Source organism: Rathayibacter sp. AY1B6, assembly GCF_002932755.1.
Taxonomy (GTDB): domain Bacteria; phylum Actinomycetota; class Actinomycetes; order Actinomycetales; family Microbacteriaceae; genus Rathayibacter.
This window is the reverse complement of record NZ_PSWL01000011.1, coordinates 1-24,310: the sequence shown is the minus strand read 5'-3', so window position 1 is coordinate 24,310 and position 24,310 is coordinate 1. Positions and strand designations below refer to the sequence as shown.

Below are 24,310 nucleotides of genomic sequence, written 5' to 3'. Positions count from 1 at the left end.
CTCTGCTCGACCGACGCCCTATTCTGCACCTCCGGATGAACGGGAGGTGTCCGCTGCGCCGCCGGTGTCGGAGGGTCTCACTAGCCTGGAGTCGCTCCCCCGGACGACGCAGAGGAAGGACGACCGTGAAGCTGCTGCACACCTCCGACTGGCACATCGGCCGCACCTTCCACGGTCACTCCACCACGGCGGCGCTCGCGACGGTGCTGGAGGCCCTGGTCGAGACGGTGCGGGTCGAGCGGGTCGACGCGGTGCTGATCGCGGGCGACGTCTTCGACTCCGCGGTCCCCGCCGCGGAGCACTACACGCTGCTCACCCGCACGCTCGAGGAGATCCGCGCGGCCGGCGCCGAGGTCGTCCTGACCAGCGGCAACCACGACTCCCCCGCCCGGCTCGGCTTCCAGGCCGGGCTCCTGCGCGGAGCGGGGGTCCACGTCCTGACCGACCCGGAGGCGTACGCCGAGCCGGTCGTGCTGCGCGACTCGTCCGGCCTCGAGGTCGGCGTCCACGGGATCCCCTTCCTCGAGCCCGCGCTCTACCGCCACCGGCACCCCGAGGAGCAGCTCCGCCGCCACGAGGACGTGCTCGCCTTCGCGATGGGGCGGGTGCAGGCCGCCGCCGAGGCGGCGGGTCGTCCCTGGGTCGTGCTCGCGCACTGCTTCGCGGTCGGAGCCCCGGCCGCGGTCCTCGAGCGCGACATCACGGCGGGCGGGCTCGACTACGTCTCGGTCGAGCACTTCGCCGCGGCCGACTACGCGGCGCTCGGGCACGTCCACGGGCGCGCCGAGCTGCTGCCGGGCGTGCGCTACTCCGGAGCGCCGCTGCACTACTCGTTCGGCGAGGCGTCGAAGCCGCGCGGCGCCTGGCTGGTGACGATCGGGCCCGGGGGGCTCGAGGGCGTCGAGTGGTCGCCGCTCCCCGTGCCGAGGAGGCTCAGTGTGATCGAGGGCGAGCTCGAGCAGCTGCTGCGCGATCCCTCCCTGGCCGAGGTGGAGGGCGACTGGGTCTCGGCGGTGCTCACCGATCCGGTGCGCCCGCTCGACGCGATGGCGCGCCTGCAGTCGCGCTTCCCCGGCTGCGCGACGCTCGAGCACCGGCCCCCGCACGCCGCGGCCGAGCCGCGCGCCTACGCCGAGCGGATCCGCGGGCGGAGCGACGTGGAGGTCGTCGACGACTTCCTCGCCCACGTCCGCGGCGGCCACGGCGCCACGGAGACCGAGCGCGCCCTCACCCTCGACGCGCTCGCAGCCGTCGAGGCCGAGGCTCTGCGGTGAGGATCCGCCGACTCGCCTTCGCCGGGCTCGGACCCTTCCGCGCCGAGCAGTGCGTCGACTTCGACCGACTCGAGGACGTGGGCGTGTACCTCATCGCCGGGCGCACCGGAGCGGGCAAGTCGACGATCCTGGACGCGATCGCGTTCGCGCTCTACGGCTCGGTCCCCCGCTTCGACGGCACCGCCTCGCGCCTCCGGAGCGACCACAGCGGCCCCGAGGACGAGACGTTCGCCGAGCTCGAGTTCGAGGCGGCGGGGCGGGTCTACCGCGTCCGGCGCTCGCCCGAGTACGAGCGGCCGAAGCGGCGCGGCACCGGCACGACGACCCAGCCGGCGAAGGTCGAGCTGCTGGAGCGGGTCGACGGCTCCTGGGTCGGGCTCTCGTCGAGCGCGAAGGAGGTGGGCGCCGACATCGGCCGGATCGTCGGCCTGACGAAGGACCAGTTCCTCCAGGTGATCCTGCTGGCGCAGAACCGCTTCCACGAGTTCCTGCTCGCGAAGAACGACGACCGGCAGCGGCTCCTGCGCACGCTCTTCGCGACCGAGCGCTTCGATCTGCTCCGCCGCCGCCTGCTCGAGCAGCGCGATGCCGGCGCCGTCGGGCTCGAGGAGGAGCGCGCGGCCGTGACCGCGCTCGCGGACGAGGCCGTCCGGCTCCTGGACGACGAGGCCGAGCCGCCCCTGCCGGACGCCGCCTGGTTCGCCGGGCTGCCGGCGCGGCTCGCCGCTCCGCTCGAGGCCGCCCGGGCCGGCGCCGCCTCGGCCGACGCGGCGCACGAGGCCGCGGGCACTGCTCTCGACGAGGCCCGGCGCATCGCCCGGGGGCAGGAGCGGCGCCGGCGCGCTCTCATCGAGGCGGAGGAGCTCGCGGTCGCCGAGGCGCACGTCGAGCAGCAGCGGGCCGGGATCGAGCGCGCGCGCCGGGCCGACGGCGTGCTGCCGCTGCTCCGCTCGGCCCGGGCAGCCGCCGAGAAGGAGCGGGCCGCCCGACAGCAGCGCGACCTCGCCGCCGACGCCTACGGGGACTCGTCTGCGGGCTCGGCCGCCGAGACGGCCGAACGGCTCGCCGCCGTCCTCGGCGCCCTCGCCGAGGGGCTGGCCGACGAGCGCCGACTCCCCGACGCGGAGCGCTCCGCCGAGCGGTCCGCGCGCGCCGAGCAGGCGGCGGCGACCGCGCTCGCCGGGATCGAGGCGGAGCTGCGCGGGCTGCCCGCCCGGGTCGACGCGCTCGCCGCCGAGGAGGAGTCCCTCGCCGACGAGGCCGCCGCCGTCCCCGCGCGCGTCGACGAGCTCGCCGTGCTCGAGCGGAGGATCGCCGCAGCCCTCGAGCGCGATCTCACCGCGGCGAGCCTGCAGCGGCTCCGCACGGCCTACGCGGATGCGGCGCGCGTCCACGGGGAGCGCGCCGCGGAGCAGTCCGCCCTGATCGCGCGCCGGTTCGCCGGTTTCGCCGGGGAGCTCGCCGAGCGGCTGGAGCCGGGCGAGCCCTGCCCGGTCTGCGGCTCGTGCGAACACCCCCGCCCGGCCGAGCACGACGGCCCGACGACGGTCGGCACCGACGACCTCGACCGGGCCCGCGCCGCGGTGGAGCGCGCCGCCGCCGCCCTCGACGGCGCCCGCGAGCGCGAGGGTGCCGCGGCCCTGGCTCTGGCGGCGCTGAAGGAGCGGGTGGGCGGGGACGCGGACCCGGAGTCGCTCCGCCCAGCGCACGAGGAGCGGCTCGCCTCGGCCCGCGCGGCGGCCGCCCGCACCGAGGAGCTCCGGCGTGAGCGCACCCGGCTGCGCTCCCGGATCGACGCTCTCACGACCGGACGGGACGCCGCTCGCGAGGAGCACCGCACCCGCGCCGACGAGTCCGCCCTCGCCGCCGAAGCGCTGCGGGTGCTGCAGGAGCGCGTCGAGGCCTCCCGTGACGGTGCGGCGAGCGTCGCCTCACGGGTCGAGCAGCTGAGCGCCGAGCGCCGCCGGGCCGTCGCCCTGGTCGAGGCCGAGGAGGCGGCCGTCTCGCGGGCCGAGGCCGCCGCCGCCGCCCGGGAGGAGCTCGCCGAGGTCCTCGGCGAGCGCGGCTTCGCGACCGCCGAGGAGGCCGAGTCGGCCGCGCTGGCCAGCGGGGACCGGGCGCGGGCCGAGGCCGTCGTCGCCGAGCACGAGCGGCGGCGGAGCGCGACGGAGGCGGTGCTGTCCGACCCGGAGCTCCGCGAGCTGCCGGGCACGGCCGTCGACGTCGCCGCCGCTGAGGAGCGCTCGCGCGAGGCCTCCGCCCGTCGCGACGAGGCGCGAGCCCGCCTCTCCGTGCTCGAGCACCGCTCGGAGCGCCTGGCCGAGCTCGCCGCGAAGGCCGCGGCCCGCCTCACCGTCCTGGGTGAGCGCCTCCGCCGCCACGAGGAGCTGCGCGCACTGGCCGAGACCGTCTCCGGCCGAGGGCAGAACACGCGCCGGATGGACCTCGAGGCCTTCGCCCTCGCCGGACGCCTGGAGGAGATCGTGACCGCGGCGAACCTCCGCCTCGACGCGATGACCAGCGGCCGCTACGCCCTCGCCCACGACGACTCGCTCGCCTACCGCGGTGCCGCCTCCGGCCTCGGGATCGACGTGCTCGACGCTTTCACCGGCGTCCGCCGGCAGCCCGCCTCGCTGTCGGGCGGCGAGACGTTCCTGGCCTCGCTCGCCCTCGCCCTCGGCCTCGCCGACGTGGTGACGGCGCAGTCCGGCGGCATCTCGCTCGAGACCATGTTCATCGACGAGGGCTTCGGCTCGCTCGACGCCGAGACGCTCGAGACGGCGCTCGGCACGCTCGACGAGCTGCGGTCGGGCGGGCGGACGATCGGCCTGATCAGCCACGTCGACGCGATGCGCGAGCGGCTGCCGATCGGCCTCCGCGTCGCGGTGGGGCCGCGCGGGGACTCGACGATCCTCACCGGCTGAGCGAGCGCACCGGAGCGCCGGGGTGACGAGGCCCCGCGCCCGCTGCGTCGGCTCGGAATGCAGGAGCGAGCGCGCCCGCGCCCGCTGCTAGGGTCGTGCGCAGTGACACGGGGTGCCCGCCAGGGCTGAGAGAAGACCCGTTGAACCTGATCTAGTTCGTACTAGCGAAGGGATGTCGCGAATGAGCATTCGCACGCCTGTCCACCCGACCCTCCCCGCCGACACGGCGCCCGACCGGGCGTCCGTGGGCCGCGATCTCGCCGAGCTCCGTGCCGCCGGACCGCTGGTGCAGTGCATCACGAACGCGGTCGTCACCGGCTTCACCGCCAACAGCCTGCTGGCCCTCGGCGCCAGCCCGGCGATGTGCGACCTGCCCGGCGAGGCGGGCGTCTTCGCGGGCCTGGCCTCGGCCGTGCTCGTCAACCTCGGCACGCCCGGAGCGGAGCAGCGCGAGGGTGCTCGCGAGGCGGTCGCCGCGGCCGGACGCGCCGGCACTCCGTGGGTGCTCGATCCGGTCGCCGTCGGCCCGCTGCCCGTGCGCACCGCTCTGGCGGTGGAGCTGCTCGAGGCGCGGCCCGCGATCATCCGCGGCAACGCCTCCGAGATCCTCGCCCTCGCGGGAGCCGGTGCGGGCGGCCGCGGCGTGGACGCCGTCGACACCGCCGAGCAGGCGCTCGACTCCGCCCGCGTCCTCGCCCGCCGCATCGGCGGCGTGGTCGCCGTCTCGGGAGCGGTCGACCTCGTCACCGACGGCGAGCGGGTCGTCCGGGTCACCGGCGGCCACCCGCTGCTGACCCGCGTGACCGGCGGAGGCTGCGCGCTCGGCGCCGTGATGGCGGCGTTCCTCGGCGCGGGCGCCCGCCCGCTGGACGCTGCCGTCAGCGCCTCCGCGGTCTGGGGCCTGGCCGCCGAGCGTGCCGCTGCGGCGAGCAGCGGTCCCGGGTCCTTCGCGGTCGGCCTCCTCGACGCCCTCGCTGCCCTCCAGCCGGCCGACGCCGAGGCCGGGGCGCGGATCGCATGAGCCTCGACCTCTCGCTCTACCTCGTCACGGACACCGCCCAGTGCGGCCCGCGCGGCGTGCCCGCCGTGGTCGCCGCCGCCGTCGGGGGCGGGGTGACGACCGTGCAGATCCGCGATCACGACGCCTCCGCCGCGGAGCTCGTCGCCCTGACCCGGGCCGTCGCCGCCGTCCTCGACGAGCGGACGACCCTGCTGGTCGACGACCGCGTCGACGTCGCCCTCGCCGCCCGCCTCGCGGGCGCCCGCGTCCACGGCGTCCACCTCGGGCAGGCCGACCTGCCCGTCACCGCCGCCCGCTCGCTGCTCGGTCCCGACGCGGTGATCGGGCTCACCGCGAACACCCCCGAGCACCTCGCCGCCGTCCGCGCCCTGCCCGCGGGGACGGTCGACTACCTCGGCGTCGGCGTCATCCGGCCCACCGCGACCAAGCCCGACCACCCCGCTCCCCTCGGTGTCGACGGGTTCGCCGCCCTCGCTGCGGCCACGGCGCTGCCCTGCGTCGCCATCGGCGGAGTCGGAGCCGCGGACGCGGGCCCCCTCCGCCACGCCGGCGCGGCCGGACTCGCGGTCGTGTCGGCGATCTGCACGGCCGCCGACCCCGCGGCGGCCGCACGTCTGATCCGAGCGGAGTGGGACCGGTGACCACCCGCGCCCGCATCCCCCGGGTCCTGAGCATCGCCGGCACCGATCCGACCGGCGGCGCCGGCGTGCAGGCCGACCTCAAGTCGATCGGCGCGCTCGGTGGCTACGGCATGGCGGTCGTCACTGCGCTCGTCGCGCAGAACACGCACGGCGTCCGCTCCCTGCACCTGCCGCCCGCCGCGTTCCTCCGCGAGCAGCTCGACGCGGTCAGCGACGACGTCACGATCGACGCGGTGAAGATCGGGATGCTCGCCACGGCCGAGTACGCCGGAGTCGTCTCCGAGTGGCTCGACGAGGTCCGGCCGCCCGTCGTGGTCGTGGATCCGGTGATGGTCGCGACCAGCGGGCACCGGCTGCTCGCTCCCGAGGCAGAGGACGCCGTGCGCGATCTGCTCCGCCGCGCCGACCTGGTGACGCCGAACCTCCCCGAGCTGGGCGTGCTCGCCGGAGAGCCGACCGCCTCCGACTGGCCGGCCGCGCTCGCGCAGGGGGCGGCGCTCGCCCGCGCCCTCGACGCCGCCGTGCTGGTGAAGGGCGGCCACCTCGACGGCCCCGCCACCCCGGACGCGATCGTCACTCCCGACGGCCTCGTGCGCGAGGTCCCCGGCGAACGCGTCGCCACCTCGAACACGCACGGCACCGGGTGCTCGCTCTCGTCCGCGATGGCGACGCTCCTGGCCGGGCGCGACGCCTCCTCCCACGCCCTGGTCGAGGCGCTGACGGAGGCCAAGGAGTGGTTGACCGGCGCCCTGCGCGCCGCCGACGCTCTCGAGGTCGGCACCGGCAACGGCCCGATCGACCACTTCCACCGGCAACGTCCCCCGGCGTTCTGCGCGGACGTCTGGGAGCGGACGCGGACGCTCCGCGACGAGATCGACGCGCTCCCGTTCGTGCGGGCCCTCGGCGACGGCTCCCTCGGGCGCGAGGACTTCGAGTGGTACCTCGAGCAGGACGCTCTCTACCTCACCGAGTACGCCCGTGTCCTGGCCGTGGCGGCGCAGCGTGCGCCGACCACCGCGGAGCAGGTCTTCTGGGCCGAGGGCTCGGCGTCCGCCCTCGCTGCGGAGGCGCAGCTGCACCGCGACCGGCTCGGGACCAGGGACTCGGCTCCGGCGCCCGTGACCCGCGGCTACACCGATCACCTGCTCGCGGTCGCCTCGCGCGGCGGCTACGGCGAGATCGTCGCCGCCCTGCTCCCCTGCTTCTGGCTCTACGCCGACGTCGGGACGCGCCTCGCCGCCTCGGGGCACCCCGAGCACCCCTACGCGGACTGGCTGCTCACCTACGGCGACCCGGTCTTCGCGGCCGCCACCGAGCGGGCGATCGCGATCACGGAGCAGGCCGCGCGGGACGCCTCGCCGAGGGAGCGCGCCGCGATGAGGGACGCGTTCCTGCGGTCCAGCCTGTTCGAGAGGGACTTCTTCGCCGCACCCCTCGCGCGGGCCGACTGAGCGCTCTCAGCCGGCCCGGTCGGGCGTGCTCAGCCGATCGCCTCGCGCAGGACGTGCATGAGGGCGTCGAGCTGCACGGTGTCGGCGGAGGCCGTCTCGGCGTCCGCGCCGTCGAGCGCGCGGGCGGCGAGACCGGCCTTGGCGTCGATCAGCTCCGCGATCTTCGCGTCGATCGTGTGCGCCGCGATGATCCGCCACGCCGTCACCGGCTCCTCCTGGCCGATGCGGTGCACGCGGTCGATCGCCTGCGTCTGCTCGGCCGAGGTCCACGACAGCTCGGCGAGCACCACGTTGGACGAGGCCTGCAGGTTCACGCCGACACCCGCCGCGGTGAGCGAGCAGACGGCGACCGACACGTCGGGGTCCTCGTTGAAGGCGTCGATCTGCGTCTGGCGGAACGCCGCGGTCTGGTCGCCCCGGATGGAGACGGACGTCAGCTCGCGCTTCTCGAAGGTGTCCTCCGCCTGGTCCATCACGTCGATGTGCTTCGCGAAGAAGACGACCTTGCCCACCGAGCGGGCCAGCTGCGAGGCGTAGTCGGCGGCCAGCGCCGCCTTGGCCTGGCCGATCCGGCGCACCATGGTGAAGACGTTCTCGCCGGTCTTGGCCGACTTCGACTCCTCGAGCTCGCTCTGCGCCACGATGCGGATGAACCGCTCGCGCTCGTCGTCGTCGAGCTCGTGGGTGATCGAGGCGGTGACCGCCCTGAAGCGCTGCAGCATGCGGGCGCCGAGCTCGCGCTCGGCCTTCTGGATGGAGCGCCCGAGGTCGTCGTCCAGCTCGACGGGCAGGTCGACGATCCGCTTCGACGGCAGGTCGGCGGCGACGTCGATCTTCTTGCGCCGGACGATGCCGAGGTCGATCACGGCCTCGCGCGCCTCCGGGTAGAAGCCCGTGTCGGCGGGGGTGAGGCCCGTCTCCTCGAGGCGGCCCATCAGCTCCGGGCCCGGCTTGGTCTCGTCGATCCAGCCGAGGAAGCGCCAGATGGCGCGGAAGTCGTCGACGTCGTTGATCAGCGGGGTGCCGGTCAGCGCGATCATCAGCGGATCGTGCCCCGGCGTCGTCTCGCGGATCCTCGACGCCAGCGCGAGCACGCTCTGCGAGCGCTGCGAGCGGAGGTTCTTGATGAAGTGCGCCTCGTCGACGACCATGCCGCGGAAGCCGAGGCTCCCGAGCCAGCCGATGTGCCGGTCGAGGATGTCGTAGTTGACGATGACCACGTCGGCGAACGCGTCGAGCGTGCCGCCGTCTCCGTGGATGACCGTGGCGCGCCGCTGCGGCGTCCAGTGCTCGACCTCGCGCGCCCAGTTCATCTTGACCACGTTCGGCACCACCGCGAGCAGCGGGTACGCCCCGACCACCGAGGCGGCGAGGAGGCTCTGCGCGGTCTTGCCCAGACCCGGCTCGTCGGCGAGCAGGAAGCTGCGGTGGCCCTCGCGGGCGCTCTCGATGAAGCGCGCCTGGTGCGGCATCAGCTCGCGGCCTCGCGGGGAGACCCGGTCGAGCTTCGGCGGCTCCGGGAGCTCCATGCTCGCGGCCCGTCCGCCCGCTCCGTACTCGAACGCCTTGAAGAGCGGCCCGAGCAGCTCCCAGTCGTCGAGCCGGCGGCGCGGCGCCGGAGCCGCGGCCTCGGCGATCGAGAAGTCCGGCGGGAGGAAGGGGTTCGCCAGCTGGCGGGCGCGCACCGACTGCGGCACGACCTGGTTGACCGGCACCTCGGGCTTGGGCTCCGGCTCGGTCACGATCAGCAGCTCGTCGGGGCTGAGCTCCGCGCCCGCCTCGAGCAGCCAGTCCCGGCGGAGCTTCTGCGCGGCCGCCGTGACGCCGGCCTCCGATTCGAGCAGCGCGATCAGGCTGGTGTCGCGGGCGGCCGTCTTGGCCAGGATCGTGGCGATGCCGTCGAGGCGCTTCATCTCCTCGGCGCGCTGCGCGTCGCTGAGCGAGGGATCGACCTTGACCCGCTTGCGCTCCTCGCGCATCAGGAGGGCGATCACCAGGAACTTCGTCCGGTTGGTCGGCCCGACCTTGCCGGTCTGGGCTTTCGCCTCCACCTCGCGGACGCGGCGGGCGAGGATCGGGATGATCCCCGCGTTGTCCACACCGCGCGAGCGCGATCGGGGTCGGCTCCCGGCGGCGTTCGACGCTCGTCGCGTCTGACCGGACTGACGCTGGCCGCTGCGAGCCATGCTCCTCCTCGATGTGTGACGGGGGGCGGAGGAGGGGTTCCCGCGCGCTGCCGTCGCCGTGCATCCGCCGGATCGCCTCCGGAGAGGCGTCGGGCGTCGGTGCATCCGGTGGCCGTCGGGAGCTCCGAGCAACGGGTCTGGGACCCGGTCGCAGCATCCCCGGCGTGCGGGTGCGCCGTCAGTCTACTCCTCGGCGCGGTTCGGGCGGCGCTGCGCCGCGCGGACGGTCGCGCTGGTCGTCATTCCGGGGTCGGGACGCGGATGACGAGGCCCGCCGCCACGAAGACGCCGACCGCGGCGAGGCTCAGCGAGGACCAGATCGCGTCCGGGAACGCGAACGGCAGCACCGGGTTCCACAGCACGAGCACCGGCACGAGCCCGATCAGCCAGAGGAGCGCGCGCGCCTGGATCGCGAACCAGCCGATGACCGCCGCGAGGATCGCGACCGGGTAGCGGATGAAGTCGTAGGCGTCGGAGCCGACGAGGGCGAGCCCGGCGAGCAGCACGATCGCGCCGAGGATCCCGGGCGCCAGCGCCATGCGCGCGCGGTCGCGCGAGGGGTAGCGGGCGGCGGTCGCGCGGGACGGCTTGCGGGTGCTCACCCCTCGATCGTAGGCGTCCGGATACCCCGCCCGGGTACTGCCCGCGGCGCGTAGGCTTGAGGAGTGATCGAGGACCTGAAGAAGCGCTCGCTGCACCGTGCCCGGATCCTGGGCGGCCAGATGCGCGGCCTCGAGCGGATGATCGAGAACGAGGACTACTGCGTCGACATCGTCACGCAGTCCCTCGCGATCCAGAAGTCGCTCGGCTCGCTGAACAAGCTCATCGTCGAGAACCACCTCCGCACGCACATCACCGCGATGTTCGAGGAGGGCGGAGACGCCCGCGAGGCGGCGATCGCCGAGCTCGTGAAGATCTTCGAGCTCTCCAACAACCGCTCGTGACCGCCGACCTCGTCGCCGCGGCGCGGGAGCGGCCGCTGCTGCTCGACGGGGGCCTGGGCACGGAGCTGGAGGAGCAGGGCGCCGCAGTGGACTCCTCGCTGTGGAGCGCCCGGGTCCTGCTGGAGGAGCCCGGCCGCGTCGTCGCCGCGCACCGCGCCTTCGCCGAGGCGGGCGCCCGGGTCGCGGTGACCGCGAGCTACCAGGTGTCCGCGAGCGGATTCGCGGCCGCCGGCCTGCCCCCGGGCCTCGTCGAGCGCGCCCTCCGGGAGAGCGTCGACCTGGCCCGGCGCGCGCAGAGCGGCTGGGTCGCCGCTTCCGTCGGTCCCTACGGCGCGAGCCTCGGCGACGGCTCCGAGTACCGAGGCGACGACGACCTCACCGTCGGCGAGCTCGCCGCCTGGCACCGCCCGCGCCTGGAGGCCCTGGCCGCGGCCGGGCCCGACCTGCTCGCCGTCGAGACGATCCCGTCGGTGCGGGAGGTGCGGGCCGTCGTGGAGGCCCTCGCCGGCTCCTCGGTCCCCGCCTGGATCTGCGTAAGCGGCCGTTCGGGACGCACCGCGGCCGGCGAGCCGCTGGCCGAGGCGTTCGCCGTCGCCGCCGCCTCCGGCGAGGTGGTCGGCGTGGGGGTGAACTGCTGCCCGCCCGGCGACGTCGCCGAGGCGGTCCGCATCGCCCGCTCCGTCACCGGCAAGCTGGTCGTCGTGTACCCGAACAGCGGCGAGGAGTGGGACGCCGTCGAGCGCCGCTGGACGGGCGACGCGGCCTTCGATCCCGCGCTGGTCGCCTCCTGGCGCGCAGCGGGGGCGGACCTGATCGGCGGCTGCTGCCGCGTGGGGCCTGCGGCGATCGCCGCTCTCGGCCGCAGCCTGGAGGAGGAGTCGTGACCACCCTGAGAGCCGTGCGCGGCGACCTCACCCGCGAGCACGTCGACGCGATCGTGAACGCAGCGAACTCGTCCCTCCTCGGTGGAGGCGGCGTCGACGGCGCGATCCACCGCGCGGGCGGCCCGGAGATCCTCGTCGAGTGCCGTCGGCTCCGCGAGACCGAGCTGCCCGACGGCCTTCCCGCCGGCTCCGCGGTCGCCACGACCGCCGGCCGCCTCCCGGCACGCTGGGTCGTGCACACCGTCGGTCCGGTCCACTCGAGGTCGGAGGACCGCAGCGCCGTCCTCGCCTCGGCCTACCGCGAGTCGGTGCGCACGGCCGTCGGTCTCGGTGCGCGGACCCTCGCCTTCCCGGCGGTCTCGGCGGGCGTCTACGGCTGGCCGATGGACGACGCAGCGCGCATCGCCGTGGAGTCGGTCCGCGCGGAGACCGCCGACGGCGCCCTCGACGAGGTCCGGTTCGTCCTCTTCTCCGCGGACGCCCTCGCGGCCTTCGAGGCCGCCCTGGCGGCGGAATGACGGAGGGGGAGCCGACCCTGCGGTCGACTCCCCCTCCACGGTGCTGCGCTAGGCCGTCTTCGGCCGTGCGAACTCGTCGTAGGGCAGCGTGATCGGGCGGGTCCTCGGAGGCATCCGCACGACCGCGTCGAGCGCCGGGCCCAGAGCCTCGCGCCAGGCGCGGTAGCCGTCCTCGTTGAGGTGCAGGCCGTCCGGCGAGCACTGCTCGAGCAGCCCGCCGTCCTCGCCCGCGAGCACCGGCCACAGGTCGAGGTAGCCCGCGTGCGCCGTGGGCGCGAACTGCCACAGGTGGCGGTTGATCTCGCGGATCTGCGGCGCGAACTCGTGTCCGCGCGGCAGGACCGAGGTCACCAGGATGCGCACGTCCGGCAGGTCGCGCCGGAAGGTGGCGACGATCGTCTCGATGTTGCGCACGACGTGCTCCGTCGTGCGGTGCCAGGCGAGGTCGTTGGTGCCGATCAGCAGCACCACCGTGTCCGGCTCCTGCGCGACCAGCTCGGCGAGCCTCGCGACGACGTCCGCCGTGGTGGCCCCTCCGACCCCTTCGTCGACGACCGTCGACTCCGTCAGCCACTCGCCCCAGGCTCCCGCCTGGATGATGCTGTCCCCGATGAAGAGGACCTTCCCCAGCTGGAGTCCGCGCCCCGCGTCCGTACTCGACCGTTCGCTCATCGTGCTCCTCTCGTCGGCGTCCCGGGCGGTCTCGCCGCCGCCGGACCCCTCCATTGTCACCGCTGCACCCGGCGCCCGCCAGGGGAGCGCTCGTCGCCGGAGTCCGGCAGGTCGGCCGCGGTGGCCGTGATGCGGTTGGCCATGCCGTTGAAGATGATGCCGTGGAAGGGCAGGATCGCGAACCAGTAGAGCCGGCCCGCGAGGCCCTGCGGGAAGAACACCGCGCGCTGCGTGTAGACCGAGCCGCCGTCTCCGGAGGGCTCGGCGCGCATCTCGAGCCAGGCCCCGCCGGGCACCTTCATCTCGGCGCGCAGGCGCAGGAGCTTCGGCCGCTCGATCTCCTCGACGCGCCAGAAGTCGAGGGCGTCGCCGGCGTGCAGGCGCGCGGAGTCGCGGCGCCCGCGCTGCAGGCCCACTCCCCCGACGAGGCGGTCCATCCAGCCGCGGATCACCCACGCGAGCGGGAAGGAGTACCAGCCGTTGGTGCCGCCGATGCCCTCGATGACGCGCCAGAGCTTGGCCGGGTCGGCGTGGGTGCGGCGCTCCTTGAGGTCCACGTAGACCGTGTGGCCGGCCCACTCCGGGTCGCTCGGCAGCGGGTCGCTGGGAGCGCCGACGACCTCCGCGTTCTGCCAGCTCGTCTCGATCTCGCCGGCCTGCATCTTGCCCAGCGCGAGGCGGACCGCGCGGCGGTAGGAGGTCAGCCCGCCCTCGGGATCGGGGATGAGCGCGCGGATGTCCTGCTCGTGCACGACGCAGTCGTACTGCAGCGAGGCGATGATGGGCACCGCGAGCGAGCGCGGGATCGGCGTGACCAGGTTGACCCACTGCGAGGCCAGCCACGGGGTGAACACCGGCAGGGACGCGATCGGCCGCTGCGGGAGCCCGGCCTCGACCGCGTAGCCGTTCATCATCTGGCCGTAGCGGAGCACGTCGGGCCCGCCGATGTCGAAGGTGCGGTTGAGCGTGGCGTCCTCGAGCGACGCGGAGCCGATCAGGTAGTGCAGCACGTCGCGCACGGCGATCGGCTGGATGAAGTTGCGCACCCACTGCGGCGCGGGCATGTACGGCAGCACATCGGTGAGGTGGCGCACCATCTCGAAGGAGGTTGACCCGGAGCCGATGATCACGCCCGCCTGCAAAGCGATCGTCGGCACTCCCGACTCCATCAGGATCCGGCCCACCTCCGCGCGGGAGCGGAGGTGCTTCGACAGCTCCTGGCCCTCCGGGTGCAGGCCGCCGAGGTAGACGATGCGGCCGACGCCGGCCGACTCCGCGGCCGTGGCGACGTTCTGCGCCGCGCGGCTCTCGACCTCCTCGAAGTGGGCGTGGTCGTTGCCCGAGCCCATCGAGTGGACGAGGTAGTAGAGGACGTCGACGCCCTCGACCGCGGCCTCCAGCGACTCCGGATCGCCGAGATCGCCCTGGGCGACCTCGACCTCCTCCGCCCACGGCACGTCGACCAGCTTGCGCGGGTCGCGCACCAGAACGCGCACCCGGAAGCCCGCCTCGAGGAGGCGCGGCGTCAGTCGGCCGCCGATGTAGCCGGTCGCGCCGGTGACGAGCGCGAGGGGGCGCGCCGAGTCGGAGGGGGTTTCGCTCATGCGGCCACGGTACGCCGATGCCCCACCCGCCTCCCCCGCTGGTGCAAGCCCGCGGCCCCTGCTAGGCGGCACTCGGCATCCCACTCAGACGATGCCGAGGACCTCGCGCACGCGCAGGACGTCGTGGTTCATCTGGCGGATGAGCGGCTCGACGCCCTCGTAGGCCACCTGGCCGCGGATCCGGCCGACGAAGGACACGTCGACCACGCGGTCGTAGAGGTCGAGGGTGTCGAGGGTCTGGTCGAGCACGTAGGCCTCGACCTGCTTGGGCGGCACTCCGACGAAGGTGGGGTTGCTGCCGACCGAGATCGCGGCGGGATGCGTGACGCCGTCGGTGGTGAGCCGGCCCGCGTAGACCCCGTCGGCCGGGATCAGGCCCTGCGACTCCGGCGAGAGGTTGGCCGTGGGGAACCCGAGCTCGCGCCCGCGCTTCGCCCCGTGCACCACCACTCCGCGGACCACCGGCTCGTGCCCGAGCAGGCGCGTCGCGTGCTCCACGTCGCCCTCGGCCAGCAGCTCGCGGATCCAGGTGGAGGAGACACGGCGGCCGTCCTCGGGCCGCACGTCGTCGATCAGCTCCACCTCGAAGCCGTGCTGCCCGCCGAGCACGCGCAGCAGGTCGACGTCGCCCGCTCCCCGCGCGCCGAAGCGGAAGTCGGAGCCGACGAGGACCACGCGGGCCTCGAGCGCCTCCACCAGCACCTGCTGGACGAACTGCTCGGGCGAGAGCGCCCGGAACTCCTCGTCGAAGGTGAGCAGCAGCGTCGCGTCCACGCCGGTCCCCGCGAGGAGCTCGAGCTTCTGCTCGTTGCCGACCAGGACGGGCGGGCACTTCTCCGGCGCGATCACGCTGAGCGGATTGCGGTCGAAGGTGACGACGACCGCGGCGAGCCCCTGCTCGCGGGCCCGCTCGTGCAGCCGGCCGATGACGGCCCGGTGCCCGGAGTGGACGCCGTCGAACTTGCCGATCGTGACGGCCGAGGGTCCGATCCCGGCCAGGTCGCCGGGGCGGGTCTCGACGCGCATCAGGCGGTCGCCCGGGCCGCGCGCCGCCCCTGCACTCGGAGCCACCAGAGGCCGAGCACGGGCAGGACGAGAGGGATGAGCAGGTAGCCGGCGCCGAAGGCCGCCCACACCGTGGACTGGCGCCCGAACGGGTCGGCGCTGGAGAGCCCGAGCAGCTGCGGCGCGAGGAGGCTCAGAGCGCCGACCACGAGCACGCCCACCAGCTCGAACGTGATGGTCACCCAGGCGACGCGCTGCCAGGCGCGGCCGGGGATGATCAGCGCGACGGTCGCGACGATGTACACGACGGCCGAGAGCGCCGAGAGCGAGAACGCCAGCGGCGCTTCGTCGAAGCGGTCGAGGATCTGGAAGACGGAGCGTCCCGTCGCGGCGAGCGCCAGGATCCCGTAGACGACGACCAGGAGGCTGCCGATCCCGCGCGAGCGGGAGGAACGGGTCGGCTCTCCGCTCCCGGGGGCCGAGGGGACTAAGGGGTCGTGAGCGGCCCGTCCGGACGCATCGCTGGCTGGTTTCGACATCGCACGTCCATGCTAGGCGCTCGCCGGGCCGGGCCCGGTGGCGGGCGGGATCAGGCGCTCTGGAAGAACCAGATCTGGTGCATCCGGTAGACCATGACCGCGATCGAGAGGCAGGCGACGCCCAGGATCACGGTGCTCCAGCGGCTCCGCTCGATGAGCGCCCAGAAGCCGGCCGCGAGCGGCAGGAGCAGCGCCGAGATCAAGTAGATGTAGTACTCCGGCAGGCTCCCCGACGGGCGGTTGCCGACCAGCGGCGACACGATCGCGACCGCCAGCTGGACGATCAGGAGCAGCTCGACGATCGCCGTCGCACCGACCGAGACGTCGGAGGGGCGGCGGGCGAGCAGCCCGAGCACGAGGCAGAGCAGGCCGGCCGCGACCGCGATCCCCACCTGGAGGATCGTGAACCACTCGATCACGAGGCGGCCGTCCGGAGGTCCTCGGTGGGGAAGTTGACGACGCTCTTGAGCTGGGTGCCGCGCCGCTCGGCGAGGCCGATCAGCCGCTCCCCCGGGCCGACCGCGGCGAGGAGGCCCTTCACGCCCGCGACCGCCTCCGGGGCCGGGATGCGCTTGCCGTTCGCGAGATCGCCCGCCTCCTGGGCGTCGAGGCGCAGCAGCGGGAACAGCTCGCCGGCGACGAGCGTCGGCGGCAGCAGCGCGTCGGGGACGTCCAGCTCCTCGATCTCGCCGGCCTGCGCCACGGAGAAGGGGCCGACCGCGGTGCGCCGCAGCGCGGTCAGGTGGCCGCCGACGCCGAGCGCCGCGCCCAGGTCGCGGGCGAGCGCGCGGATGTAGGTGCCGGAGGAGCAGGTGACGCGCACGTCCAGGTCGAGGAACCCCTCGACCGTGCGGGTCGCCAGGACGGCGAACTCCGAGACGGTCACGGGGCGGGAGGCGAGCACGACCTCCTCGCCGTCGCGGGCGCGGGCGTAGGCGCGGCGGCCGTCGACCTTGATCGCGCTGACGGTGCTGGGGACCTGCTCGATCGCTCCGGTCAGGGCGGCGATCGCATCGGACACCGACTCCGGGGCGAGGGCCGCGACGAGGGCGGGATCCGCCGAGGCGAGCACCTCGCCCTCCTGGTCGTCGGTGGTGGTGGAGGAGCCCAGCCGGATCGTCGCCTCGTACTGCTTGTCGAGGCCGACGAGGTAGGTGAGCAGCCGCGTCGAGGGGCCGAGGCCGAGGATCATCAGCCCGGTCGCCATCGGATCCAGCGTCCCCGCGTGGCCGACCTTCCGGGTCCCCGCGCGGCGGCGGGTCCGCGAGACGAGGTCGTGGCTGGTGATGCCGCCGGGCTTGTCCAGCAGGAGGATCCCGTTCGGAGCCGGGGCGGGGGTCTCGAGCACGGGTGCGAGGATACACGGACGGATCGGGAGTACCCCCGGGGTGGAGCCGGACCCCTCTCCCGCCCGTCCTAGGCTGTCCGGATGAGGATCGCAGTACTCGGAGCAGGCGCCGTCGGCGGCACCATCGCCGCCCTTCTCGACCGCGCCGGGCACGACGTCGAAGTCACCGCCCGAGGCGGCCACCTCACCGCGATCCGCCGGTCGGGGATCCGGCTCGACGGGGCGTGGGGCGAGCACACCGCCTGGGTCCGCTGCGGCGAGTCCCTCGACCTGGTGCCCGATCTCGCCTTCGTCTGCACGAAGGCGCAGGACGCCGAGGACGCGCTGCGCACCAACCGCCGCACGGTCGACGGCACCCTCGTCGTCGTCGTCCAGAACGGACTGGACGGACTCACCGCCGCGGCCCGGCAGGTGCGCGACGCCCGGCTCGTGGGCGCTCTCGCCCTGTTCGCCGCGAGCCACCTCGAACCCGGCCGCGTGACCGTCACAGCTCCCGCCACGACCACGCTGGGCGTCCCCGGCCGCCCGGCCGACGACCACGTGCGCCGCGCCGCCGCCGTGCTCGGCGAGGCGGTCCCCACCGCCGTCACCGACGACTTCACCGGTGCGCAGTGGACGAAGCTGCTGATCAACGAGGTCAACGCCCTGCCCGCGATCACCGGGCTCTCGGTCCAGGAGACGATCGACGATCCGGGACTCCGGCGCGTCCTCGCCCGGTCGATGCGCGAGGCGGCCCGGACGGGCCTCGCGTCGGGCGTCCGCTTCGGCTCTCTGCAGGGACTCTCGAACGCTTCCGTCCGCGCCCTCGCCGCCGCTCCCCTGCCCGTGGTCGAGCTGCTCCCCCGACGGATGGCCGCGCGGATGGGCGAGGTGCCGAACCCCGGATCGACGCTGCAGAGCGTCCGTCGCGGAGTGCCGAGTGAGATCGACCACCTGGCCGGGGCCGTGGTCCGCACCGCTCACCGCGGCGGGCGCGAGGCGCCGGTCAACCAGCTGCTGGTCGACCTGGTGCACGAGGTCGAGCGGGCGGGCGCCTTCCTGCCTCCCGCCGAGGTCGTCCGCCGGGCCGGCCTGGTCTGAGGCGGCGGACCGGCGTGCGTCCGGCCGTCACGACGAAGGCCGGCGCGGCCCGATCGACGCGTTCCACGGGGTAGACGCGGCCATGGCCTTCGTTCTGCAGGCGGGCGCTCAGCAGGAGTCGGCGAAGAGGCGCCGGGGCTGCTCCGGATCGCGGATGTCGACGAGGATCCCCGCCAGGCGGCGCGGGTCCGTCGTGGCGCGGTACGCCGCGTCCACCGGGGGCTCCTGCGTGTCCAGGCGGATGCTGGTGCTCCACGCGCCGCGCAGCTCCGGCCGGAGGGCGAACTCGCCGTCGACGAGCAGCACCGCGTCGCGGCCGGCGGTCCGCCAGCGGGCCTGCCGCGCCTCGTCGCGCACCGCGTCGAAGCCCGCGAGGACGAAGCCCGTGCTGCCGCCGAGCGTGAACGGATCGAGCAGCACGCGGCGCAGGAGCTCGTAGTCGTAGCCGGCCGCGTAGGAGCGCTGCTCCTCGGGCACGGTGGGGTCGTCCCGATCGGCGCGGGGGCGTCGGAAGTCGGCGAGGTGCGCGACGATCGCGTCCTTGCCGGCCCGGCGGAGCGCCTCCGCGAGGTCGAGCGCGAACGCCGCGCTCACCGCGGGGTCGTCGCCGTCGATCCCGACCTTCACCCGTCCGCGACCGTAGTTGTGCAGCACCTCCGCCGCGAGAGCGTCGAGCACATCGGCCTTCTGCGGAGCCCACCTGGTCATCCGCCCACGATACGCGCCGCCGCCTAGTGTGGGCTGATGCCCTCCTCCGCCCTCGCCGACGCGATCGTCACCTGGTTCCGGACCAGTGCACGGGACCTGCCGTGGCGCCGGGAGGGCTTCCCCGCCTGGGGCACGCTCGTCAGCGAGTTCATGCTGCAGCAGACCCCCGTGGTCCGCGTCGTCCCGCGTCTGGCGGAGTGGCTGGAGCGCTGGCCGACACCCTCCGCACTCGCCGCCGTCCCGCCCGGCGAGGCGGTGCGCGCCTGGCAGTCCCTCGGCTACCCGCGGCGGGCCCTGCGCCTGCACGCCTGCGCGGTGGCGATCGCCGAGGAGCACGGCGACGTGGTCCCCGACGACGTCGACACCCTGCTCGCACTGCCCGGCATCGGCGACTACACCGCGCGCGCCGTCGCCGTGTTCGCCTACGGGAAGCGGCACCCCGTCGTCGACACCAACGTCCGGCGGGTCCTCGCGCGCGCGGTCGACGGAGCGGCGGAGCCCGGCCCGCCCCGCGCGAAGGCCGACCTCGCCGCGATGTCGGCGCTGCTGCCCGAGTCGCTCTCCGAGGCGGCGGCCTTCAACGCCGGCGCGATGGAGCTCGGGGCGATCGTCTGCACCGCCCGCGCTCCGCGCTGCGACGAGTGCCCGATCCGCGACCTCTGCCGCTGGCGGGCGGAGGGGTACCCCGAGCACACCGGGACCGTGAAGCCGAAGCAGAAGCGGTTCGAGGGCTCGGACCGCCAGGTCCGCGGCCTCATCCTCGCCGAGCTGCGCGCCGCGCACGGACCCGTCACGGCGGCCGAGGTGGAGACGCTCTGGCCGGACGCCGACCAGCGCGCTCGCGCTCTGGCCGGGCTTCTCGCCGACGGCCTGGCGACGGGCGGCCCGGAGGACGGCTACCTCCTCCCCGGCTCCTAGACGCCCTCCGACCCGCGTCCGCGTCGGAGGAGGCGGGTAGGGTCGGCGCCGTGACCGGTCGCCGCCTCCGCCTCCCCCGCCCCGACGCCGCCGTCGAGCGCGCCCTCGACATCGACCTCGCCCAGGACGTCCAGCGAGCCCTCGCCGCGGTCCGCGTCGAGAACGACCTGCCCGGCCCGTTCCCGCCGGACGCGCTGGCCGAGGCCGAGCACGCGGACGTCGGAGCGGACGACGAGGGCCGCGTCGACCGGACGGATCTCCCCTTCGTGACGATCGACCCGCCCGGCTCGCTCGACCTGGACCAGGCCCTCCACCTGGAGCGCACGCCGGAGGGCGTCGTCCTCCGCTACGCCATCGCTGACGTGCCCGCGGTCGTCCGCACCGGCGGAGCGCTCGACGCCGAGACGCGCCTGCGCGGTCAGACCTACTACCTCCCGGACGGCCGCGTCCCGCTGCACCCCGCGGTCCTCTCCGAGGGGACCGCGTCGCTCCTGCCGGACGAGACCCGTCGAGCGCTGGTCTGGACGCTGACCCTCGACGAGCGGGCGGAGCCGCGCTCGGCGCACCTCGAGCGGGCGCTCGTGCGCAGCGTGGCCCGGCTCGACTACGAGGGCGTGCAGAGAAGCGTCGACGCGGGCGATCCGCACCCCTCGATCGCACTGCTCCCCTGGTTCGGGCGCGAGCGCCTGGCGCGCGAGGCCGAGCGCGGAGGAGCGAGCCTGACGCTGCCCGAGGAGGAGATCGTCGCCGTCGACGGCGGCTACCGGGTCGAGCGCCGCGCTCCCCTGGCCGTCGAGGGCTGGAACGCCCAGGTCTCGCTGCTGACCGGGATGGCGGCCGCGACGATGATGCTCGACGCGGGGGTCGGCATCCTCCGGACCATGCCCGACGCCGACCCTGCGACCGTCACCGCCTTCCGGTCCCGGGCCGCGGCGCTGGGCGTTCCGTGGCCCGAGGAGGAGGCGTACGGCGCCTACCTCCGTCGCCTCGACACCGACGACCCCGCGCAGCTCGCGATCATGTACGCCGCGGCGAGCCTGTTCCGCGGCGCCGGCTACACCGCGTTCGACGGCGCCCCGCCGGAGCACCCCGAGCAGGCGGCCCTCGCCGCGCCGTACGCGCACGTCACCGCGCCGCTGCGGCGCCTGGTGGACCGGTTCGGCCTCGCCGTCTGCCTCGCGGTGTCCCGCGGCGGGACGATCCCGTTGCAGCTGCGCGAGGCGCTGCCCCTGCTCCCGCCGCTCCTCGCCGCGAGCGACCGCCGGGCCGGAGCCGCCTCCCGTGCGGCGACCGCGATCGTCGAGGCCGCCGTCCTGCGCGGTCGCGAAGGAGCCTCCTTCAGCGGGATCGTCGTCTCCGCGGCGCGCACCCGATCCTCGGTCCAGCTGCTCGACCCGGAGATCACGGTCGACCTCCCGGTCCCGCTCACGCCGGGAGCCCGTGTCGTCGTCGTCCTGGAATCGGTCGACGTCGCCACGGGCTCCGCGGTGTTCGGGTTCGGCGCCTAGTCCTCGTCGTCCTCGCGGGGCTTCACGTAGGGGTCGGCCTCGCCGGCGTAGTCCGCCTGAGCGGCGAGGGACTGCACCTGCGAATCCTGGCTGCGCGCGGCGGCGAGCAGGTCCTCGATGTGCTTCGCGTTCTCAGGCACCGCGTCGAGGATGAACTCGAGCGACGGCGTGAGCCGGGACGTGATGTTCCTGCCCACCTCGGTGCGGAGCATGCCGGTGGCGGCCTTGAGGGCCGCGGCCGAATCGGCGCGCTCCTCATCGGTGCCGTAGACCGTGTAGAACACCGAGGCGTGCTGCAGGTCGCCGGTCACCTGGACATCGGTGATGGTGACGAAGCCGAGGCGCGGGTCGCGGAGACCGCGCTCGAGCCGCTTCGCGACGATCACCTGGATACGTTCGGCGAGCTTCCTCGCCCGGGCCGGATCTGCCATGGCTGGTCCTCACATCTCTCTCGGTGAACCGTTCAGCTCGCCATTCAACCACTCCCCGCCCGGACGACCGGTCGCGCGGAGGGGGCCTTGCTTCGTGGGCATGGACGGGGCACTGCGCGTCTGCGACGGCGCGGGTGAGGTGCCTCCTCGCGGCTCCCCGCCCGTGCCTGCGATCGGAGGGAGTGGGGGTCCGCCCCCGAGGACTCGGGGATCGGGGTGGGGAGGCTGAGGGGCTGGATCGGGGGCCGACCGTCGCCCCCTGCTCGGGAGACGCCCGCTCAGCGGGCGCACCCACCGAGATCGGTCCACCGCGCCCGGAGGTGCGGAAGCACCCGTTGGAGGGTCCGCGCCTCCGGGACACGATGCGGCCCCGATTCCTCCCGCAGGGAGGGAGGGGACTCCCGATCCGCACGGGCAGCGCCGTGAGACGCCGGAAGGCCCGGGCGGACCCGGGCCTTCCAGTGGAGCGGATCAGCCTCGCGGCTTCTCCTTCATCTCGATCGTCTCGATCTCGTCGCCGATCTGGATGTCGTTGTACTTTCCGAGACCGATACCGGCCTCGTAGTCCGTACGGACCTCCGTGACGTCGTCCTTGAAGCGACGCAGCGACTCGATGGCCAGGTTGTCCCCGACCACGACGCCGTCACGGATGACGCGCGCCTTCGAGTTGCGGGTGATCGTGCCGGAGCGGACGATGACACCCGCGATGTTGCCGACCTTGGAGGAGCGGAACACCTCGCGGATCTCGGCGACACCGGACTGGACCTCCTCGAACTCGGGCTTGAGCATGCCCGTGAGCGAGTTCTCGACCTCTTCGATCGCGTTGTAGATGACCGAGTAGAAGCGGATGTCCACTCCTTCTCGAGCAGCGCGCTCGCGGGCCTTCGGGTCGGGGCGGACGTTGAAGCCCACGATGATCGCGTTGTCGATCGTCGCGAGGTTGACGTCCGACTCCGTGATCGCACCGACACCGCGGTGGATGATGCGCAGCTGCACCGAGTCGTCGACCTCGATCTTGACGAGCGACTCCTCCAGCGCCTCGACGGCACCGGACACGTCGCCCTTGATGATGAGGTTGAGCGACTCGACCTTGCCCTCCTCGAGAGCACGGGTGAAGTCCTCGAGCGAGATGCGCTTGCGGGCCTTGGCCAGCAGGGCGTTGCGCTGAGCGGCTTCGCGCTTCTCGGCGATCTGACGGGCCGTGCGGTCCTCCTCGGTGACGAGGAAGGTGTCGCCGGCGCGGGGCACGGACGAGAGTCCCTGCACCTGCACCGGACGCGACGGCACGGCTTCGAGGACGGCGTTGCCGTTCTCGTCCGCCATCGCACGGACTCGGCCGTAGGCCGTTCCGGCGACGATCGCGTCTCCGACGCGCAGCGTTCCCGACTGGATGAGCACGGTCGCGACCGCACCGCGTCCCTTGTCGAGCTTCGCCTCGATCGCGACTCCGCGTGCCTCCTTGTTGGGGTTGGCGCGCAGGTCGAGACCGGCGTCCGCGGTGAGCAGCACGGCGTCCAGGAGGTCCTGGATGCCGGTGCCCGCGCGAGCCGACACGTCGACGAACATGACGTCTCCGCCGTACTCCTCGGCGACGAGCCCGAACTCGGTGAGCTGCTGGCGCACCTTGGCGGGGTTGGCGTCGGGCTTGTCCACCTTGTTGACCGCGACCACGATCGGCACGTTGGCCGCCTGGGCGTGGTTCAGCGCCTCGATGGTCTGCGGCATGATGCCGTCGTCCGCCGCGACCACGAGGATCGCGATGTCCGTGACCTGGGCACCGCGGGCTCGCATGGCGGTGAACGCCTCGTGACCCGGGGTGTCGATGAAGGTGATCGGGCGCTCGATGCCCTCGTGCTCCGCGACGACCTGGTACGCACCGATGTGCTGCGTGATACCGCCCGCCTCGCCGGCGACGACGTTGGCGTTGCGGATCGCGTCGAGCAGGCGCGTCTTTCCGTGGTCGACGTGACCCATGACGGTGACGACGGGGGGACGGATCTCGAGGTCCTCGTCCGTCTCGTCGTCGAGCTCCTGCTCGAGGTCGAGACCGAAGCCCTCGAGGAGCTCCTTGTCCTCGTCCTCGGGCGAGACGACCTGGATCTTGAAGCCGAGCTCGGAGCCGAGCACCTCGAAGGTGGCCTCGTCGAGCGACTCGGTCGCCGTCGCCATCTCGCCGAGGGCGAAGAGGACGGTGACCAGGTTGCCGGGGGGCACCGGCACGCCGGTCATGGCCTCGATCTTGTCGGCGAAGTCGGAGATCGACGCGCCGCGGCGCAGACGGATGACCGTCCTGCCGTCACCGCGGGGGACGCTGACGCCGCCGAGCGACGGAGCCTCCCTGAGCTCGAACTCCTGACGCTTCGTGCGCTTGGACTTCCGGGCCTTGCTCTTGCCGCCGCCGCGACCGAACGCTCCTGCGGTTCCACCGCCGGGGCCGCGACCGCGACCGCCGCCGCCACCGGGACGCGGGGCGAAGCCGCCACCGGCACCGGGAGCGCCGCCGGGGCGCTGGAAGCCGCCGCCGGCCGGACGACCGGCACCGCCGGGACGTCCTGCTCCACCGCCGGGTCCGCCGGGACGCTGGCCGAAGCCGGCGGGGCGCTGGCCCATGCCGGGTCCGCCGGGTCGGGGCGCGCCGGGGCGCGGAGCAGCGG

22 protein-coding genes and 1 riboswitch are annotated in these 24,310 nt (G+C 74.3%); of the genes, 11 read left to right on the top strand and 11 right to left on the bottom strand.

All coding sequences use genetic code 11. The features are described from left to right. Positions 1-125 precede the first annotated feature (125 nt). The 5 genes from C5D08_RS07620 (at position 126) to thiD (ending at position 7,311) form a co-directional block, all read left to right on the top strand. Complete coding sequence (locus tag C5D08_RS07620; protein ID WP_104276515.1) at positions 126-1,274, top strand: exonuclease SbcCD subunit D; 1,149 nt, start codon at positions 126-128, stop codon at positions 1,272-1,274. Further along, positions 1,271-4,198, top strand: coding sequence for an AAA family ATPase (locus C5D08_RS07615; protein WP_104276514.1), 2,928 nt, complete (start codon positions 1,271-1,273; stop codon positions 4,196-4,198). Before C5D08_RS07620 ends, C5D08_RS07615 begins: the two co-directional genes overlap by 4 nt. Positions 4,199-4,296: 98 nt before the next feature. Then, positions 4,297-4,388, top strand: a riboswitch (TPP riboswitch). Continuing rightward, positions 4,380-5,219: a hydroxyethylthiazole kinase gene (thiM, locus tag C5D08_RS07610; RefSeq protein WP_104276513.1), complete on the top strand. Its 840-nt coding sequence runs from the start codon at positions 4,380-4,382 to the stop codon at positions 5,217-5,219. (Overlaps the previous riboswitch by 9 nt.) Further along, positions 5,216-5,860, top strand: a complete 645-nt coding sequence (gene thiE / locus C5D08_RS07605) for a thiamine phosphate synthase (RefSeq protein WP_104276512.1) — start codon at positions 5,216-5,218, stop codon at positions 5,858-5,860. The genes thiM and thiE overlap by 4 nt, the downstream gene beginning before the upstream one ends. Then, positions 5,857-7,311 carry a bifunctional hydroxymethylpyrimidine kinase/phosphomethylpyrimidine kinase gene (gene thiD / locus C5D08_RS07600; protein ID WP_104276581.1) on the top strand — a complete coding sequence of 485 codons (1,455 nt, stop codon included), beginning with the start codon at positions 5,857-5,859 and terminating at the stop codon, positions 7,309-7,311. Before thiE ends, thiD begins: the two co-directional genes overlap by 4 nt. A 29-nt stretch (positions 7,312-7,340) precedes the next feature. On the opposite strand, the gene C5D08_RS07595 is transcribed toward thiD, so the two are convergent. Together C5D08_RS07595 and C5D08_RS07590 are read right to left on the bottom strand one after the other, a co-directional pair. Further along, positions 7,341-9,497: a DEAD/DEAH box helicase gene (locus C5D08_RS07595; protein ID WP_104276511.1), complete on the bottom strand. Its 2,157-nt coding sequence runs from the start codon at positions 9,495-9,497 to the stop codon at positions 7,341-7,343. A 239-nt stretch (positions 9,498-9,736) separates the two neighbouring features. After that, positions 9,737-10,099, bottom strand: coding sequence for a DUF6804 family protein (locus tag C5D08_RS07590; RefSeq protein WP_244229446.1), 363 nt, complete (start codon positions 10,097-10,099; stop codon positions 9,737-9,739). Positions 10,100-10,162: 63 nt separating this feature from the next. On the opposite strand from C5D08_RS07590, the gene C5D08_RS07585 reads away from it, so the two are divergent. From C5D08_RS07585 to C5D08_RS07575, 3 genes are read left to right on the top strand one after another with little or no spacing between them, the layout of a single operon-like run. Beyond that, positions 10,163-10,441, top strand: a complete 279-nt coding sequence (locus C5D08_RS07585; protein ID WP_104223062.1) for a metal-sensitive transcriptional regulator — start codon at positions 10,163-10,165, stop codon at positions 10,439-10,441. Beyond that, on the top strand, positions 10,438-11,325 hold the full coding sequence (gene mmuM / locus C5D08_RS07580; RefSeq protein WP_104276510.1) for a homocysteine S-methyltransferase: 888 nt from the start codon (positions 10,438-10,440) through the stop codon (positions 11,323-11,325). Before C5D08_RS07585 ends, mmuM begins: the two co-directional genes overlap by 4 nt. Beyond that, positions 11,322-11,843 (top strand): O-acetyl-ADP-ribose deacetylase, encoded by a 522-nt coding sequence (locus C5D08_RS07575; RefSeq protein ID WP_104276509.1) that lies wholly within the window; start codon positions 11,322-11,324, stop codon positions 11,841-11,843. Before mmuM ends, C5D08_RS07575 begins: the two co-directional genes overlap by 4 nt. A 48-nt stretch (positions 11,844-11,891) precedes the next feature. Here the strand turns inward: C5D08_RS07575 and C5D08_RS07570 are convergent, their stop codons facing one another. From C5D08_RS07570 to truB, 6 genes are all read right to left on the bottom strand, one after another. Beyond that, complete coding sequence (locus tag C5D08_RS07570; protein ID WP_104276580.1) at positions 11,892-12,515, bottom strand: GDSL-type esterase/lipase family protein; 624 nt, start codon at positions 12,513-12,515, stop codon at positions 11,892-11,894. A gap of 56 nt (positions 12,516-12,571) precedes the next feature. Next, positions 12,572-14,119: an SDR family oxidoreductase gene (locus C5D08_RS07565; RefSeq protein WP_104276508.1), complete on the bottom strand. Its 1,548-nt coding sequence runs from the start codon at positions 14,117-14,119 to the stop codon at positions 12,572-12,574. 84 nt (positions 14,120-14,203) lie between these two features. Next, positions 14,204-15,145, bottom strand: coding sequence for a bifunctional riboflavin kinase/FAD synthetase (locus C5D08_RS07560; RefSeq protein ID WP_104276507.1), 942 nt, complete (start codon positions 15,143-15,145; stop codon positions 14,204-14,206). Beyond that, a complete protein-coding gene (locus C5D08_RS07555) occupies positions 15,145-15,663 on the bottom strand; it encodes a hypothetical protein (RefSeq protein WP_258067354.1) in 519 nt (172 codons plus the stop codon). Before C5D08_RS07555 ends, C5D08_RS07560 begins: the two co-directional genes overlap by 1 nt. A gap of 50 nt (positions 15,664-15,713) precedes the next feature. Continuing rightward, complete coding sequence (locus C5D08_RS07550; RefSeq protein ID WP_104223058.1) at positions 15,714-16,082, bottom strand: hypothetical protein; 369 nt, start codon at positions 16,080-16,082, stop codon at positions 15,714-15,716. Further along, entirely contained in the window at positions 16,079-17,011 is a 933-nt protein-coding gene (gene truB / locus C5D08_RS07545; RefSeq protein WP_104276506.1) for a tRNA pseudouridine(55) synthase TruB, read from the bottom strand. The genes C5D08_RS07550 and truB overlap by 4 nt, the downstream gene beginning before the upstream one ends. 81 nt (positions 17,012-17,092) lie before the next feature. Here truB and C5D08_RS07540 point away from each other — a divergent pair, with 81 nt between their 5' ends. After that, positions 17,093-18,091 (top strand): ketopantoate reductase family protein, encoded by a 999-nt coding sequence (locus C5D08_RS07540; protein WP_104276505.1) that lies wholly within the window; start codon positions 17,093-17,095, stop codon positions 18,089-18,091. A gap of 108 nt (positions 18,092-18,199) precedes the next feature. Here C5D08_RS07540 and C5D08_RS07535 read toward each other — a convergent pair whose 3' ends face one another. After that, on the bottom strand, positions 18,200-18,799 hold the full coding sequence (locus tag C5D08_RS07535; protein ID WP_146086043.1) for a hypothetical protein: 600 nt from the start codon (positions 18,797-18,799) through the stop codon (positions 18,200-18,202). Between the two features lie 36 nt (positions 18,800-18,835). Between C5D08_RS07535 and C5D08_RS07530 the strand changes: the two genes are divergently transcribed. Both C5D08_RS07530 and C5D08_RS07525 read left to right on the top strand, forming a co-directional pair. Next, positions 18,836-19,717, top strand: coding sequence for an A/G-specific adenine glycosylase (locus tag C5D08_RS07530; protein WP_104276503.1), 882 nt, complete (start codon positions 18,836-18,838; stop codon positions 19,715-19,717). A gap of 50 nt (positions 19,718-19,767) precedes the next feature. Continuing rightward, positions 19,768-21,225, top strand: a complete 1,458-nt coding sequence (locus tag C5D08_RS07525) for a ribonuclease catalytic domain-containing protein (protein ID WP_258067353.1) — start codon at positions 19,768-19,770, stop codon at positions 21,223-21,225. Here the strand turns inward: C5D08_RS07525 and rbfA are convergent. Then, positions 21,222-21,656 (bottom strand): 30S ribosome-binding factor RbfA, encoded by a 435-nt coding sequence (rbfA, locus tag C5D08_RS07520; RefSeq protein ID WP_104223052.1) that lies wholly within the window; start codon positions 21,654-21,656, stop codon positions 21,222-21,224. The two genes, C5D08_RS07525 and rbfA, sit on opposite strands and share 4 nt — an antisense overlap. Before the next feature lie 471 nt (positions 21,657-22,127). After that, positions 22,128-24,310 (bottom strand): translation initiation factor IF-2 (infB, locus tag C5D08_RS07515; protein ID WP_104276577.1); only part of this gene is annotated, 2,183 nt, incomplete at its 5' end.

What these genes read in the sequence shown, in the direction of transcription:
- C5D08_RS07540 (WP_104276505.1), top strand. Translation starts at nt 17,093, where the DNA reads ATGAGGATCGCAGTACTCGGAGCAGGCGCCGTCGGCGGCACCATCGCC.
- C5D08_RS07530 (WP_104276503.1), top strand. Translation starts at nt 18,836, where the DNA reads ATGCCCTCCTCCGCCCTCGCCGACGCGATCGTCACCTGGTTCCGGACC.
- C5D08_RS07565 (WP_104276508.1), bottom strand. Translation starts at nt 14,119, where the DNA reads ATGAGCGAAACCCCCTCCGACTCGGCGCGCCCCCTCGCGCTCGTCACC.
- C5D08_RS07535 (WP_146086043.1), bottom strand. Translation starts at nt 18,799, where the DNA reads ATGACCAGGTGGGCTCCGCAGAAGGCCGATGTGCTCGACGCTCTCGCG.
- thiM (WP_104276513.1), top strand. Translation starts at nt 4,380, where the DNA reads ATGAGCATTCGCACGCCTGTCCACCCGACCCTCCCCGCCGACACGGCG.
- thiE (WP_104276512.1), top strand. Translation starts at nt 5,216, where the DNA reads ATGAGCCTCGACCTCTCGCTCTACCTCGTCACGGACACCGCCCAGTGC.
- C5D08_RS07555 (WP_258067354.1), bottom strand. Translation starts at nt 15,663, where the DNA reads ATGTCGAAACCAGCCAGCGATGCGTCCGGACGGGCCGCTCACGACCCC.
- C5D08_RS07595 (WP_104276511.1), bottom strand. Translation starts at nt 9,497, where the DNA reads ATGGCTCGCAGCGGCCAGCGTCAGTCCGGTCAGACGCGACGAGCGTCG.
- C5D08_RS07560 (WP_104276507.1), bottom strand. Translation starts at nt 15,145, where the DNA reads ATGCGCGTCGAGACCCGCCCCGGCGACCTGGCCGGGATCGGACCCTCG.
- C5D08_RS07570 (WP_104276580.1), bottom strand. Translation starts at nt 12,515, where the DNA reads ATGAGCGAACGGTCGAGTACGGACGCGGGGCGCGGACTCCAGCTGGGG.
- rbfA (WP_104223052.1), bottom strand. Translation starts at nt 21,656, where the DNA reads ATGGCAGATCCGGCCCGGGCGAGGAAGCTCGCCGAACGTATCCAGGTG.